Raw genomic sequence first — 13868 nt, forward strand, 5'->3', positions numbered from 1 at the left:
ATGGTGTTGGTGATGAGTTTGTTCTCAATGGGCATGTCCTCGTCGATGCCCAGGGAGTTCATCATATTCTGCACCCGTTCGCCGCCGAAGATGCGCATCAGATCGTCTTCCAGGCTCAGGAAGAAACGGGAAGCACCCGGGTCACCCTGACGGCCGGCACGGCCGCGCAGCTGGTTGTCGATACGGCGACTCTCGTGGCGCTCGGTGCCGATGATGAACAGGCCGCCGGCGGCACGCACAGCTTCGGCTTCCGCCTTCACCTCGGGCTCATATTCGGCCACCAGCTCGTCAAACCGCTTGCGGGCAGCCAGAATCTCGGCATCCTCGGTGTCGGCATGGCCGTCGGCTTCGGTGAGCAGCAGGTCCAGGCGGGCGGAATGATCCACCGGCGCCGGCTTTTCGGGCAGGGGCTGATTGGCCGCCTTGGCGGCGGCGCGGGCTGCCTGATACTCGGCCTCGATCTTTTCGTCATCCTGGGCCAGCTTGCGCTCCAGTTCCTTGCGCAGGGTGGCCTTGGCCATATAGGTCACGTTGCCGCCCAGCATGATATCGGTACCACGGCCGGCCATGTTGGTGGCAATGGTCACGGCGCCCTGCTTGCCGGCCTGGGCCACGATCTCCGCCTCGCGTTCGTGGTGCTTGGCGTTCAGGACGTTGTGGGGCACGCCGCGGGCCTTCAGCATTTTGGAAAGGGTCTCGCTCTTCTCCACGCTGACGGTGCCCACCAGCACGGGCTGGCCCTTCTCATGGCATTCCACAATCTGGTTGATGACGGCGTCATACTTGCCCTTGACGGTCTTGTACACGCTGTCCGGCAGATCCTTGCGGGCCCGGGGCTTGTTGGTGGGCACGCTGACGATCTGCAGACCGTAGATCTCGCTGAATTCGTCGGCCTCGGTGGAAGCGGTACCGGTCATGCCGGCCAGCTTCTTGTACATGCGGAAGTAGTTCTGGAAGGTGATGGTGGCCAGAGTCTTGCTCTCGGCGGCCACGTTGACCCCTTCCTTGGCCTCGATGGCCTGGTGCAGGCCATCGTTGTAGCGGCGTCCGTACATCAGACGGCCGGTGAACTCGTCCACGATGATGACTTCGCCGTCCTTGACGATGTAGTCGGTGTCCCGGTGCATGACGCCCCGGGCCTTGATGGCCTGGTCGATGTAATGGCGCAGGGTCATGTTGTCGGCGTCGGCCAGATTGTCCACGCCGAACCAGGCTTCGGCTTTCTGCACGCCGCTCTCAGTCAGGGTGCAGCTCTTGTGCTTTTCGTCCACCACATAGTCGCCGTCCACCTGTTCCTCGGCGGCCACCTTGTCGTCCAGCTCCACAATGACGCTCTTCTTCAAGGTCTTGGCAAAGTCGTCGGCGCGCTTGTACATCACGCTGGAATCCTCGCCCTTGCCGGAGATGATCAGCGGGGTACGGGCCTCGTCGATGAGGATGGAGTCCACCTCGTCCACGATGGCATAGGCATGTCCGCGCTGGACCATATTGGCCTTGTAGACCACCATGTTGTCCCGCAGATAGTCAAAGCCGAATTCGTTGTTGGTGCCGTAGGTGACGTCAGCCTCGTAGGCCTTCTTGCGCTCGGCAGGGGTGACGGAATGGATCACCAGACCCACGGTCAGGCCCAGGAAGCGGTAGACCTTGCCCATCCATTCGCTGTCGCGCTTGGCCAGATAGTCGTTGACGGTGACCACGTGCACGCCCTCGCCGGTCAGGGCATTGAGGTAGACGGGCATGGTAGCCACCAGGGTCTTGCCTTCACCGGTCTGCATCTCGGCGATGCAGGCGCGGTGAAGCACGATGCCGCCGATGACCTGCACGGGGTAGGGCTTCAGGCCCAGAACACGCCAGTCGGCTTCCCGGCAGACGGCGAACGCCTCGGGCAGGATCTCGTCCAGGGTGGCGCCGTTCTTCAGCTTTTCTTTCAGAGCGGGGGTCTTGGCCTGCAGCTCGGCGTCGGTCAGCTTCTGCATCTCCGGCTCCAGAGCCAGCACCTTATCGGCCAGCGGTTTGATGCGCTTGAGTTCCTTGTCGGAAAAAGTTCCGAACAGTTTCTCCATAAAAGACATATGTGAACCCCTATCATTTCTGCCGCCTTGCGGGGCGGTCGATTTAGTCGTATGCCAGTTGATACACTCCAATATAATACACCCGTGCAAGGGTCTGTGTCAAACCTTGCACGGGTGTATTTTGGCATATTCTTTTGTCGCAGCAGCGTTCAGGTGCGGGCTTCAGCCGGTTTGGGGGCACGGGCGGAAGGGTGTTCCGGTTTTGCCAGCAGGACCAGCATCAGGAAGATGCACCCGAAGCCCAGTGCATCCCAGAAGGTGAAGGCGGACCCCAGCCCCAGGGTGCTGATGACGGCGGCCGTCACCGGCTCCGCAAAGCTGTACAGGCTGGCTTTCTGGGCGCCCACCATCTTCACGCCCTGCATGAAGCAGCAGAAGGCCACCACATTGCCGATGATCACCACCACCGCAATGCCCAGCCAGCCCATGGCATTGGGCACATAGCCGCTCTCCCAGGGACGGCAGAGCAGGCTGAACAGGATGCCGCCCACCAGGAAGGCCCAACCCTGCAAAACCGGGGTGGGGAACTGCTGCTGCAGATTCCGGGGCCACACGGTGTAGATCACCACGCACACGGCACAGCACAGACCGGTGACCAGGGCTTCGGGGCTCACGGCCAGTCCGTCCAGACTGCCGTGGGTGGTCAGGAAGAACAGTCCCACCAGAGCCAGAATCACCGAGCCCACCTCAAAGCCGCGGGGCATCCGTCTGGCCTGCCAGCATACCACCATCAGGATGAACACCGGGGAGATGTTCTGCAAAATGGTGGCCATGCCGGCCCCCGCCAGCTGGATGGTGGTAAAGTAGAGCATCTGGCAGCCGCTGACCCCGGCGATGCCGTAGATCAGCAGGTCGATGATGTTGCGGCGGCCATGCCAGGGCGCAAAGAGCAGTTTGGGGTTCCGGATCAGGAAGTACCCGCACAGCAGGACGCCGGCCAGGAACAGCCGGATAGGGGCCAGCCAGAAAGCGTCCATGCCCTGCCGGGTGAACAGATACTGTCCCGTACAACCCGAAATCCCCCAGCAGGCGGCCCCGAACATGGTCAGAAACGCCCCCATAATGTTGCTGCTTTTTGACTGCATTTCAACGTTCCTCCAGTATCAGGGCGGCTGCGTCGCCCAGGGTATCGCAGACCGGTGCACCGGTGGCGGCCAGGGTCTCGGCGTTCTGGTGCCCGCCGCATTGCAGCATGCACCGCACGCCCATGGCCCGGGCCACCTCAAAGTCGTGCACCGTATCGCCGATCATGACCGCACGGGCGGGGTCCATGCCGCTTTCGTGCAGATAGCCAAGACCCAGGTCCACCTTGCTCTTGGCATAGATGTCTCCCAGCCCCAGCAGCCGGTCAAAATAGGGCCGGACGCCTCGCTCCCGGACCTGATTTTCCAGTACGTCCACGGGGGAGGCGGACAGGATGACCTGCCGCAGTCCGGCGTCCGCAAACGTCTGCAGGACCTGTCGGGCATCCGGTGCCAGAGTGCAGGCGGTGGCGTGGGGGATGTAGTCGGCCATATAGCTTTCGGCCAGAACAGAAAAAGGGTGCCGGGAAAAATCCATCCCGGCACGCAGGTAATAGTCTTCCACGGGGAATCCGAAGATCTTCCGGTAAGACGCCATGTCGTACCGCTGGGGGTAGCCAAAGCGGGCCAAAAGACGGTTGAGCGCATCCAGGCCGAGCCTGGCGTCATCCAGCAAGGTGCCGTTCCAATCCCATAAAATCAGTTCGGGGCGCATGACGTCCTCCTTTCGGTGCGGTCTCAGGCCGCAGGATGCTTCACGGGTTCCACAAAGAGCTTTTTCAGCTCGCGGTTGGTTTCAATCAGGCGAACCAGCAGCACACCCAGGATGCAGCAGCTGATCACTTCGCCAATGCCCACCGTCAGCATGTTGAACAGGGTGACGGGCAGGGTGGCGGGGGTGTCGGAGAAGAAGACGCTGATCTCCCACCCCACGATGAGGGCATTGAAGAGTACCGGAGGCAGGGAAGCGGGCAGGGCCAGACCCTTCACCCGCACATTGCGCAGGGCGTAGGTGACCAGGCAGGCCAGAAGGGTGGCCAGGGTGCCGAACACCACGTCAATGACGGTGGAGCCCAGGGCGTTGGCCAGCAGGCAGCCCAGGGTCACGCCCACGATGTATTCCGGGCCGAACACCGGCAGCAGGCACAGGGCCTCCGCCAGACGGACCTGCACGGCGCCGTAGCTGAAGGGCTGCAGCGCCAGACAGAGCACCACATACACGGCGGCGATCATGGCGCAGCGAACCATCCGGTTGGTGCGCAGGGCGCTGCCCTGTGCGGAGTCGTCCCGGCGCATGGCCAGACGCACACCCAGAAAGACCGCCAGCACAGCGGCCACGAACACGATAATCCATTTCATCATAGTACAATACTCCGGCGGATAGATTTTGACCGGATACGGGACCGCCAGCCCCGGCCGGTTTGTCGCCGCACGGTGCAAAACCGGGCGGCGGAGCCTAAAATCCTAAGTTGCTCAACAAAAGATTATTATAACAAAAACCCCGGCACCTTGCAAGATGCCGGGGCAGGTTTGCTGCCGGAAAAATCCGGTTATTCCACAATGGTTCTCACCCAGGACCCGCGCTTGACCAGCACAAAGCCCAGGATGCATTTGATCAGGTCCAGCACGTTCACCATGAAGTAGACCAGCACGATGTCCAGCCCGGTGTACCGGGTCAGAACAAAGGCCATGGGCACGTTGGCGGCCCAGGTGAAGCAGCTGTCGAACAGGAAGGTGACAAAGGTCTTGCCGCCCGACCGCAGGGTGAAGTACATGGCGTTGGAAAGGGCGAACAGGAGCATGCACAGCGCAGCGACCCGGATCAGGCTGGACGCCAGCAGCCGGATGGACATTTCGGTGTTGTAGACATGGGGGATCAGGGGACTGAACAACGCCAGCAGACTGCCCATGACCAGACAGCTGGAAGCGCTGAGCACGATCATCCGCCAGGCGGTGCGGCGGGCACCGTCCTTGCGCCCCGCGCCCAGTTCCTGGCCAACCAGAATGGCGGTGGCGTTGCCCAGGGAGAGGAACACCTCGTTGAAGATGACGGTGATGGTGTTGCAGATGTTCAGCGCCGCCACCACCTGGATGCCCCGCACCGAGTAGCACTGCAGCAGGGCCGCCTGACTCACGCTCCACAGAAATTCGTTGAGCAGCAAGGGCGCGCCTTTCAGCGCCACCTGCCGTACCAGGGCGCCCGGAATATGGAAGGAATCGTACACCCCCGAGAAGAAGGGATACCGCTCCACGCTGCGGTGAGAGCCGGACACCACAATGGCACACTCCACAAAACGGGAGATGGAGGTGGCAATGCCGGCGCCCACCACGCCCAGGGCCGGAAGCCCGAACAGGCCGAAGATCAGCAGGCCGTTGAAGATGAAGTTCACCACCATGGCGGTCATACTGGCCTGCATGGGCAGGGTGGTCTGGCCGGATTCCCGCAGGGTGCCGGCATAGGTCTGGGTCACCGCAAAGGGGATCAGCCCGATGAGCATTACCCACAGATAGTCCCGGGCATAGCCCAGGGTGGCGGCCGCATCGGCGGGGGAGGTATCGCCGCTGAGGTACAGCTCGATGAGCGGGGTTCCCGCTGCCGCAAACAGGAGCAGGGCCCCGGCGGTGAGGATAGCGGCGGTGACCAGCTTGATGCGGAAGGTCTGCCGTACCCCTTCCATATTTCCCTGGCCGAAGAACTGGGCGCCGAAGATGCCGGCTCCGGCCAGACTGCCCCAGATGACCAGATTGTACACAAACAGAAGCTGGTTGATGATGGCCACGGCGCTCATGGGCAGGGTTCCCACCTGGCCCACCATCACATTGTCCAGCAGGCTGACCACATTGGACAGGGTGTTCTGCACAATGATGGGCATGACCACCACCGCCACATGGCGGTAGAAGGGGCGGTCGCCCAGCACACACTCCCGCAGGGTCAGGGTGTTGCTCGTCTGCATGGGATTCACGTCCTTTTCACACAAAAATCAGATACCGCAAAGCAAAACAGCGCAGCAAAAAGGGCCGCCGCCCGACAGGGGGTGACGGCCCGCAAGAACAAATAGGTCAGGGCAGGGAAGGCTGGTAGTCCGCCAGACGACGGGGCTTGCCCTCGAAAACCACAGCGATGGCATCGGGCCCGGTATTGGCGCTGACGGCGCCGCCCAGCTGGAACACGTCCAGAGGTGCGTGTCCGAATTCCTTCTTGCACAGCTTGAGCAGCTCGTCCCGCTTTTCGGTGCTGGAGGTGTAGGCGATGAGGTAGGGGGTCTGACGCATGTCGTCCACCCGGGACTTGACCCATTTCAGCATGGCCACAGGGACAGCGGCGTCACCGCGGACCTTGGCTTCCACGTGGCTGATGCCGTCGTTCAGGCTGATGATGGGGCGCAGGCCCAGCAGCTCGCCCGCAAAAGCGGCGGCAGCCGAAACGCGACCGGACTTTTTCATCTGTTTCAGACTGTACGCGGCCAGACAGACTTCCACACAGGCCAGCTTGTGTTCCAGTTCGGCAATGCAGCTGTGGAGCTCGCCGCCGTTGCGCAGCTTGCGGGCGCATTCGCACAGATAGTAGCCGAACACCATGGAATATGTATGGCTGTCTACCAGGTGGATCTTCATGGTGCAGTCAGGGCGCTCCTCTGCCAGCTGGGCAGCCGCCTGCTGGGCATAGCCGTAGGTGGCGGAACCGCCGCTGTTGATGCTCACATGCAGCACGTCGGTATAGCCTTCGTCGGCGTAGCGGGTATAGATCTCCAGCCACTGCATGGCCGTGATGGCGGCCGTGGTGGGTACGCCCTGGGCGTTGCGCATCAGCTCGTAGAACTGGTCGCAGGTCAGGTCCCGACGCTCAAAATACTCCTTCCCGTCAATGTTGATCGGGAAGTCATAAACGTCGATGCCGTACTTCTCGGCCATATCCTTCGGGATGTCGCAGCTGGAATCGGTCATGATCGCAAGTTTACGTTCCATCGGTGCACTCACTTCTCTCACTTCCATTTGAATTTGGTCAGTTGTCCCTGTGTTTCCAGATCCGCAAAGTTCCACTGACGCAGAGCTTCGTATACCCCAATTGCCACAGAGTTGGACAGGTTCAGGCAGCGCTCCCCCCGGCGCATGGGGATGCGCACGCAGGAATCGGGGTTGGCAGCCAGCAGCTCTTCGGGCAGGCCGGCGTCCTCACGTCCAAAGACAAGATACGCACCGTCCGGATAGGCAATATCCGTGTGCCGGTGGGTCGCCTTGGAAGAAAAATAGAAAAACGGACCGGAGTTTGCCTCCATAAATTCCGAAAGGCTCTGATAGTATGTTATATCAAGCTGACCCCAATAGTCAAGACCGGCTCTCTTTAATTTCTTGTCGTCGATCTTGAATCCCATGGGCCCTACCAGATGCAGTCTGGCACCGGTGACGGCGCAGGTGCGGGCCACATTGCCGGTGTTCTGGGGGATCTGCGGCTCGACCAGTACGATGTTCAAAACAGGCATAGAATTTAACTTCCTTATGGTAGATAGTGGAAACTCTCAGATGTTGGGCACAAGGCGTCCCAATACCGATTCCAGCCACACGCCCAGACGCTCGTCGGCACCTTCGGGGGTGGCGCGCAGGCAGTCGCCCACAAAGACGGCGGCAGCCTGGGCGGCGGCTTCCGGGACATTGCCCTGCAGCAGGCGCCCTACCAGCACCGCGCCGAAAATATCGCCGGTTCCGTGGAACAGGCGGGGGATCAGCGGGGTCCGCACGGTATAGGCCGCACCATTTTTGTCCGCCCCGGCACAGACGATGCTGTGTCCGGCGGTAACGCCTGTCAGCAGTACCTGGGGGCAGACACGGGTCAGCCGCTCGGCGGCAGCGGCGGCGGCTTCCGGCGTCACGGCGCCGGGAACGGGCAAAGGCTCTCCCAAAAGCAGGGCCGCCTCGGTGGCATTGGGCAGGATCATGTCTGCCTTGCTGCACAGGGTGTACAGGGCGGGGACCATCTCCTGGGCCAGACCGCTGTACATCCGGCCATTGTCGCCCATCACTGGGTCCACCACGGTCAGGGCGTCGGGCCAGTATTCCATGGCCTGCTCCACCAGCAAAGCCTGTTCCGACTCGCTCAGATACCCCGAATAGATGCAGTCGAATCTGATGCCCAGCCGGCGGTAATGGGCCAGAGCAGCGGGACCGTATCCCGGGCTGGACAGTCTGGCCGGAGCCCCCAGTCCGCCGGTATGGGTGGACAGAACAGCGGTGGGCAACGCCACGGCCTGCACGCCGATCGCCGACAGGATGGGGACGATGACCGACAGGCCGGCTCGTCCGAAACCGGGCAGATCGTGGATACACAGGACGGTTTTGGGGGCAACTGACATGGAACGCACGCTCTTTTCGTGGAGATTTTGCCCTTTTCGGGCGGTTGAGATGATTTTACCATATCGCCCGGGAGAAAAAAAGACGCATAATGGCGAATCTGTTTGGAAAACTATCACTGATCCCGCAAAACCGGGAAGATTCACACCGAAAGGAGCCGTATTACCATGAAAAGTACCACCATGACCAGTATGGCCACCGCCGCCATGGGGGCCGCCATGGGCGCTGCCGCTGTGTATGTGGCCACCCAGGACCGCCGCCAGATGCGCAAGACCATGAACAAGATGACCCGCGGGGCCGAAAAGGCGCTGAAGGACCTGGATCACATGATCTCTCAGTATACCCGCTGAACCCATCCCCATCAGCCAAAAAGCAGGTGTCTCCGACTGCGCAAGCCGGAGACACCTGTTTTTCTATGTTGGGAGGAGAAGTGGTTACAGAATCCGCACCCGGATGGCTTCCGGAATGGCGGCCAGCTGTTTGGCCAGACCGTCATCCAGATTGCCGGTCACATCCAGCATGGTGTAGGCAACATCCTTCTTGCTCTTGTTCACCATGTTTTCGATGTTCAGGTTGGCAGCGGTCAGCACCCCGGTGATGGCCGAGATGACGCCGGGAGCGTTTTTGTGGATCATGCAGATGCGGCGTCCGCCCAGGCGGGGCTGCTGCACGTCGGGCAGGTTCACACTGTGGGTGATGTTGCCGTTGCGCAGATAGTCGCTCAGCTCGTTGGCTGCCATCACGGCGCAGTTGGTCTCGCTCTCGGGGGTGGAGGCGCCCAGGTGAGGCGTGCAGTACACACCGTGTACCCCCAGCAGTTCCTCTGCCGGGAAATCACAGAAGTAGGAAGCCACTTTGCCGGTGCTCAGACCGTCCAGGATGGCGGCGGTGTCCACCAGTTCACCCCGGGCAAAGTTCAGCACCCGGACACCGTCCTTGCACATGGCCAGGGTCTGGGCATTGACGGTATGCTTGGTGGACGGCATATAGGGAACATGTACGGTGAGATAATCGCACCGGGGCAGCATGTCGCTCAGCGCCACACAGTGCTGTACGCTGCGGGACAGGCTCCACGCTGCGTCGATGCTGATGTAGGGGTCATAACCCAGAACTTCCATGCCCAGGGCCACAGCGGCATTGGCCACCCGGGAACCAATGGCTCCCAGGCCGATGACGCCCAGGGTCTTGCCCCGCAGTTCGGGACCCACAAACTGCTTCTTGCCTTTTTCCACATCCTTGGCCAGAGTGGCACTGCCTTTCAGACCCTTGGCCCACTGGATGGCGTCGGGCAGGTTGCGGCTGCCGCCCACCAGCGCCCCGATGACCAGTTCGGCCACCGCGTTGGCGTTGGCACCCGGGGTGTTGAACACCACGATGCCCGCCTCAGTGCAGCGGTCAATGGGAATGTTGTTGGTGCCGGCGCCTGCCCGGGCAATGGCCAGCAGGCTTTCCGGCAGGAGCGCTTCGTGCATGTCGGCGCTGCGCACCAGAATGCCCTGGGGCTCTGCGGCATCGTTGTCGATCTCAAACATCCCGGCGGGCAGCTTGGCCAGCCCTACGGGGGAGATGGCGTTCATGGTTTTAATGGTATACATCGGCGTTCAGCCCTCCTGTGACTTGCTTTTGAAAAAATCAGGCGTTTTCCTTGCGGAACTTCTCCATGAATTCCACCAGCTTCTGCACGCCCTGAGGCGGCATGGCGTTGTAGATGGAAGCCCGCATGCCGCCCACCAGGCGGTGCCCCTTCAGGTTCAGCAGCCCTTCCTCGGCGGCCTGGGCGCAGAAAGCTTTGTCCAGTTCCGGGGTGGGGGAGGTGAAGGTCACATTCATCCGGCTGCGGTAGGGCTTTTCCACCGGATTCTTGAAGAAGTCCTGGCTGTCCAGATAGTCATACAGAACCTTGGCCTTGGCCTCGTTGATCTTCTTCATCTCTTCCAGGCCGCCCACCTCATGTTCCAGATAGTCCATGACAAGGCCGGTCATGTAGATGCACCAGCAGGGCGGAGTGTTGTACATGCTGTCCGCCTTCAGCAAGGTGGTATAGTTCATCATGGTGGGGATGGTCTCCGGGGCAATGCCCTTGGCGCTGTGTCCCAGCAGATCCTCCCGGATGATGGCCACGGCCATGCCGGCGGGGGCCACATTCTTCTGAACACCGAAATAGATGCAGCCGTATTTGGTCACATCGGTGGGCTCGGAGAAGATCATCGAGCTCATGTCCGCCACCAGGGGAATGCCTTCCACCTGGGGCACCTCCGCAAAAGTGGTGCCGAAGATGGTGTTGTTCTGGCAGATGTGGATGTAGCTGGCATTGGGGTCATAGTCGATGGCCTTCACGTCAGGAATATAGGTGAAGTTTTTGTCCTTGCTGGAAGCCGCGATGCGGGCGGTACCGAACTTGGCGGCCTCCTCGGCGGCTTTCTTGCTGAAATTGCCGGTGACCAGATAATCGGCGGTGCCGGTGGTCATGAAGTTCAGGGGCACCATGGCAAACTGCTGGGTGGCGCCGCCCTGGAAAAAGCCGATCTTGTAGTTGTCGGGGACGTTGAGCACCCGGCGCATGGAGGCCTCGGTGTTCTTGATGATATCATCAAACCACTTGCTGCGGTGGCTCATCTCCATCACACTCTGACCGGACCCGTGATAATCCAGCAGTTCAGCCTGCGCCTTGCGCAGCACACTTTCGGGCAGCATCGAAGGTCCGGCACTGAAATTATACACTCTCGCCATTGGGAAACCCCTCCTCTGATTTCTTTCACACATGTACGGGCTTTGGCGGCCCGATATCCGTATTATACGCCGTGCAAAATCCGGGCCGCAAGCAAAAACCTACCGGCAAAATACCGAAAAGAATCCCTCCCGGCCGGTGTCTTGCAAACAAGGGCGACAAATGTACATGAATGAGATACACTTTCTTTTACAAACGTAAAATAAAAGATAAAATAATAGACGAAAATGTGTCACCAACTTTGTGCACATTTTCGTCTTGCCAAAATATCTTCCACAAATGTAAAATAAATAACAGAAAAACAACCACAAACGTAAAAAACGGAGCGCAGCGCAATGGAAACACTCTCTCACAGCGAAGAACAGGTCATGACCGCTTTGTGGAATTGCGGAAAGCCTGCCACCCGGCGGGAAATTGCAGCCTGTCTGCCCGCAGATTGCACCTGGGCGGATTCGACTCTTCTCAACTTCCTCCTCCGGCTGGAAAACAAGCATTTTGTCCGGTCAGAAAAACAGGGCAACCGGAATATTTATACGCCGCTGGTGCGGCAGGTCACCTACTGCGGAGCGGTCAGTGCGGCCCATCTGCAGCGGCTGTACCGGGGAGACCTGAAGGCCATGCTGGGGGCGCTGGCGGATACCGGCCGCATCAGTTTTACAGATATGGAACGGCTGGCCCGTTATCTGGACAACCGGGCCGCCGAGAGTCCCGAATACGATTACGATTGAACCCGCGGCAGAGAGCCGGGGACACTCACTCGTTGTCCCCGGCCATGGTCACGATCTCCCGGATGGCCTGCCCTGTGGGGGTGCCCGCCAATCCGCCAATACCGGTTTCCCGCAGATCGGCGCTCATGGCAGCCCCCACCTCGGCCATGGCATCAATGACTTCGTCGGCGGGGATATGGCCCGCCACGCCGGCCAAGGCCATGTCGGCGGCAGAAACGGCGTTTACTGCACCGATCACGTTGCGCTTGATGCAGGGCAGTTCTACCAGTCCGGCAACCGGGTCGCACACCAACCCTTCCAGGTTGGTCAGGGCCAGGGCAAAGGCCTCGGCGCAGGCTTCGGCAGTGCCGCCCTTCAGATAGACCAGTGCGGCGGCGGCCATGGCGGAAGCTGCACCCACTTCTGCCTGACAGCCGCCTTCGGCGCCGGCCAGGGTGGCCCGGGAGGCCACGATCTGCCCGAATCCCGCAGCTACATACAGCGCACGGCAGATGGATTCTTCCTCAAAGGCCCCGGCACGCCACAAGGGGAGCAGCACCGCAGGCAGAACCCCGCAGCTGCCTGCGGTAGGGGCGGCCACAATACGTTTCATGCAGGCATTGCACTCCGCGGTTTTCAGCGCTTCGGAAATCACCTCGGCATAGTACCCGCTGCTGTACAGCATTCCGGCGGCAGCCGCCTTTTCCACTTTGGCGGCGTCACCACCCGCAAAACCGCTGGCCGATCGGTCTTCGGCCCGGTAGTTGCGGCTGGTCTCGGTCATGACCTTCCAAAGACGCCGCATCTCTGCCCGGGATTCCTCTTCCGTCAGGCCGCTTTCGCCCAGATCACTGCGCAGGATCATCTCGTCCATGGGGATGCCGGATGTTTTGCAGGCGTTCAGCAGATCCCGCACCGATGTATATGCCATCTTGTTCTCCTTTACAGATTCAGACTTGTCACTTTTACAATACCCGGCATGCGGCGCAGCTCTTCCACGATCTCGGCCGGGATGGGCTGATCGCATTCCAGGACCATCACGGCATAACCGCCGGCGGCGGAACGATACAGCTGCATGGTGGCAATATTGATATGGTGCTCACTCAGACAGGTGGTTACCGCAGAGACATGGCCGGGGGTATCCAGATTGTGTACGATCAGGGTATCGTGGTCGGCACCGAAATTGGTGGTGATGCCGTCGATCTTGCAGATGTTGATCCGCCCTCCGCCGATGGAAGATCCCATCACTTCCAGCTTGTGCCCATCCGCACCGCGCAGACGCAGCAGGGCAGTGTTGGGGTGGGCGCCGCGCAGATTGATGGTTCCCACGGTGAACAGCATTCCTGCCTGACGGGCCAGAGTGAAGCTGCGGGGAATGTTTTCGTCATCCGGCTGCATGCCGAGCAACCCGGCCACCAGTGCTTTGTCGGTGCCGTGTCCGCGCCCGGTGGCCGCAAAACTGCCGTGCAAAAGTATCTCCGCCTGGGCGGGCTGTTCTCCCAGCAGTTTTCGGGCCGTCAATCCAATGCGCACGGCACCGGCTGTATGGCTGCTGGAAGGCCCGGTCATCACCGGACCCAGAACATCGAACAAACGCATACGGCGTCCTCCTTACCATTTTCCTGTCCTTTAGTATATCGGTTCATCTGTCCCATTGCAAGCGGGGCAAAACAGGGAAGATACATTTTTGCAAGAAAAGAAAAAAATCCTCTTGACAGGGAGCAGACCCTGTGCTAAAATAATTCTCGCATTGTGGTGGAGCCACTATGGAGAGGTGTCCGAGTGGTTTATGGAACTGGTCTTGAAAACCAGCGATTCGCGCGAGCGGACCATGGGTTCGAATCCCATCCTCTCCGCCATTTTTTGTAAAAAGTGAATAGATGAATCACTTTGACTTGGAGTAATACTCAAGAGGTCGAAGAGGCGCCCCTGCTAAGGGCGTAGGGTCTTAACGGGCCGCGAGGGTTCAAATCCCTCTTACTCCGCCAAAAGA

At 60.4% G+C, this 13868-nt stretch carries 14 protein-coding genes, 2 tRNA genes and 1 riboswitch; of the genes, 4 read left to right on the forward strand and 12 right to left on the reverse strand.

What is annotated here, in order from left to right:
* From secA to Q0K17_RS07525, 8 genes are all read right to left on the reverse strand, one after another.
* Positions 1-2072, reverse strand: a 2072-nt coding sequence (gene secA, locus Q0K17_RS07490; protein WP_294541659.1) for a preprotein translocase subunit SecA, incomplete at its 3' end; no start/stop codon positions are given.
* A gap of 149 nt (positions 2073-2221) precedes the next feature.
* On the reverse strand, positions 2222-3157 hold the full coding sequence (locus Q0K17_RS07495) for a DMT family transporter (protein ID WP_294541667.1): 936 nt from the start codon (positions 3155-3157) through the stop codon (positions 2222-2224).
* 1 nt (position 3158) lies between these two features.
* A complete protein-coding gene (locus Q0K17_RS07500; RefSeq protein ID WP_294541669.1) occupies positions 3159-3809 on the reverse strand; it encodes an HAD family hydrolase in 651 nt (216 codons plus the stop codon).
* Between the two features lie 23 nt (positions 3810-3832).
* Positions 3833-4456, reverse strand: coding sequence for a QueT transporter family protein (locus Q0K17_RS07505; protein WP_366776804.1), 624 nt, complete (start codon positions 4454-4456; stop codon positions 3833-3835).
* A 9-nt stretch (positions 4457-4465) separates the two neighbouring features.
* Positions 4466-4569: riboswitch (PreQ1-III riboswitch) on the reverse strand.
* 75 nt (positions 4570-4644) lie between these two features.
* Entirely contained in the window at positions 4645-6048 is a 1404-nt protein-coding gene (locus Q0K17_RS07510; RefSeq protein WP_294541671.1) for an MATE family efflux transporter, read from the reverse strand.
* 106 nt (positions 6049-6154) lie between these two features.
* The gene (locus tag Q0K17_RS07515) at positions 6155-7060 is read right to left on the reverse strand and encodes a DegV family protein (RefSeq protein ID WP_294541674.1); all 906 of its coding nucleotides are present in this window, start codon (positions 7058-7060) and stop codon (positions 6155-6157) included.
* A 17-nt stretch (positions 7061-7077) separates the two neighbouring features.
* The gene (locus Q0K17_RS07520; RefSeq protein WP_294541676.1) at positions 7078-7575 is read right to left on the reverse strand and encodes a tRNA (cytidine(34)-2'-O)-methyltransferase; all 498 of its coding nucleotides are present in this window, start codon (positions 7573-7575) and stop codon (positions 7078-7080) included.
* A 36-nt stretch (positions 7576-7611) separates the two neighbouring features.
* Entirely contained in the window at positions 7612-8442 is an 831-nt protein-coding gene (locus Q0K17_RS07525; protein WP_294541678.1) for a bifunctional hydroxymethylpyrimidine kinase/phosphomethylpyrimidine kinase, read from the reverse strand.
* Positions 8443-8607: 165 nt separating this feature from the next.
* Between Q0K17_RS07525 and Q0K17_RS07530 the strand changes: the two genes are divergently transcribed.
* The gene (locus Q0K17_RS07530; protein ID WP_294541680.1) at positions 8608-8790 is read left to right on the forward strand and encodes a hypothetical protein; all 183 of its coding nucleotides are present in this window, start codon (positions 8608-8610) and stop codon (positions 8788-8790) included.
* Positions 8791-8874: 84 nt separating this feature from the next.
* Here Q0K17_RS07530 and Q0K17_RS07535 read toward each other — a convergent pair whose 3' ends face one another.
* Both Q0K17_RS07535 and serC read right to left on the reverse strand, forming a co-directional pair.
* Positions 8875-10035, reverse strand: a complete 1161-nt coding sequence (locus tag Q0K17_RS07535) for a phosphoglycerate dehydrogenase (RefSeq protein ID WP_294541683.1) — start codon at positions 10033-10035, stop codon at positions 8875-8877.
* A 37-nt stretch (positions 10036-10072) separates the two neighbouring features.
* Positions 10073-11170, reverse strand: coding sequence for a 3-phosphoserine/phosphohydroxythreonine transaminase (serC, locus tag Q0K17_RS07540; protein ID WP_294541687.1), 1098 nt, complete (start codon positions 11168-11170; stop codon positions 10073-10075).
* Between the two features lie 333 nt (positions 11171-11503).
* On the opposite strand from serC, the gene Q0K17_RS07545 reads away from it, so the two are divergent.
* A complete protein-coding gene (locus Q0K17_RS07545) occupies positions 11504-11896 on the forward strand; it encodes a BlaI/MecI/CopY family transcriptional regulator (RefSeq protein ID WP_294541690.1) in 393 nt (130 codons plus the stop codon).
* 25 nt (positions 11897-11921) lie between these two features.
* Here Q0K17_RS07545 and sdaAA read toward each other — a convergent pair whose 3' ends face one another.
* Together sdaAA and sdaAB are read right to left on the reverse strand one after the other, a co-directional pair.
* Positions 11922-12806 (reverse strand): L-serine ammonia-lyase, iron-sulfur-dependent, subunit alpha, encoded by an 885-nt coding sequence (gene sdaAA, locus Q0K17_RS07550; RefSeq protein ID WP_294541692.1) that lies wholly within the window; start codon positions 12804-12806, stop codon positions 11922-11924.
* Positions 12807-12817: 11 nt separating this feature from the next.
* Complete coding sequence (gene sdaAB, locus Q0K17_RS07555) at positions 12818-13474, reverse strand: L-serine ammonia-lyase, iron-sulfur-dependent subunit beta (protein ID WP_294541695.1); 657 nt, start codon at positions 13472-13474, stop codon at positions 12818-12820.
* Between the two features lie 169 nt (positions 13475-13643).
* Here sdaAB and Q0K17_RS07560 point away from each other — a divergent pair.
* Positions 13644-13734, forward strand: a tRNA-Ser gene (locus Q0K17_RS07560).
* A gap of 38 nt (positions 13735-13772) precedes the next feature.
* Positions 13773-13863, forward strand: a tRNA-Ser gene (locus tag Q0K17_RS07565).
* Positions 13864-13868 lie beyond the last annotated feature (5 nt).

This window comes from uncultured Gemmiger sp., assembly GCA_944388105.1.
Lineage (GTDB): Bacteria > Bacillota > Clostridia > Oscillospirales > Ruminococcaceae > Gemmiger.

Bases quoted from the DNA above. Each gene is read 5' to 3' on its own strand.
- Q0K17_RS07495 (WP_294541667.1), bottom strand. From the start codon at position 3,157: ATGCAGTCAAAAAGCAGCAACATTATGGGGGCGTTTCTGACCATGTTC.
- Q0K17_RS07500 (WP_294541669.1), bottom strand. From the start codon at position 3,809: ATGCGCCCCGAACTGATTTTATGGGATTGGAACGGCACCTTGCTGGAT.
- Q0K17_RS07505 (WP_366776804.1), bottom strand. From the start codon at position 4,456: ATGATGAAATGGATTATCGTGTTCGTGGCCGCTGTGCTGGCGGTCTTT.
- Q0K17_RS07510 (WP_294541671.1), bottom strand. From the start codon at position 6,048: ATGCAGACGAGCAACACCCTGACCCTGCGGGAGTGTGTGCTGGGCGAC.
- Q0K17_RS07515 (WP_294541674.1), bottom strand. From the start codon at position 7,060: ATGGAACGTAAACTTGCGATCATGACCGATTCCAGCTGCGACATCCCG.
- Q0K17_RS07520 (WP_294541676.1), bottom strand. From the start codon at position 7,575: ATGCCTGTTTTGAACATCGTACTGGTCGAGCCGCAGATCCCCCAGAAC.
- Q0K17_RS07525 (WP_294541678.1), bottom strand. From the start codon at position 8,442: ATGTCAGTTGCCCCCAAAACCGTCCTGTGTATCCACGATCTGCCCGGT.
- Q0K17_RS07530 (WP_294541680.1), top strand. From the start codon at position 8,608: ATGAAAAGTACCACCATGACCAGTATGGCCACCGCCGCCATGGGGGCC.
- Q0K17_RS07535 (WP_294541683.1), bottom strand. From the start codon at position 10,035: ATGTATACCATTAAAACCATGAACGCCATCTCCCCCGTAGGGCTGGCC.
- serC (WP_294541687.1), bottom strand. From the start codon at position 11,170: ATGGCGAGAGTGTATAATTTCAGTGCCGGACCTTCGATGCTGCCCGAA.
- Q0K17_RS07545 (WP_294541690.1), top strand. From the start codon at position 11,504: ATGGAAACACTCTCTCACAGCGAAGAACAGGTCATGACCGCTTTGTGG.
- sdaAA (WP_294541692.1), bottom strand. From the start codon at position 12,806: ATGGCATATACATCGGTGCGGGATCTGCTGAACGCCTGCAAAACATCC.
- sdaAB (WP_294541695.1), bottom strand. From the start codon at position 13,474: ATGCGTTTGTTCGATGTTCTGGGTCCGGTGATGACCGGGCCTTCCAGC.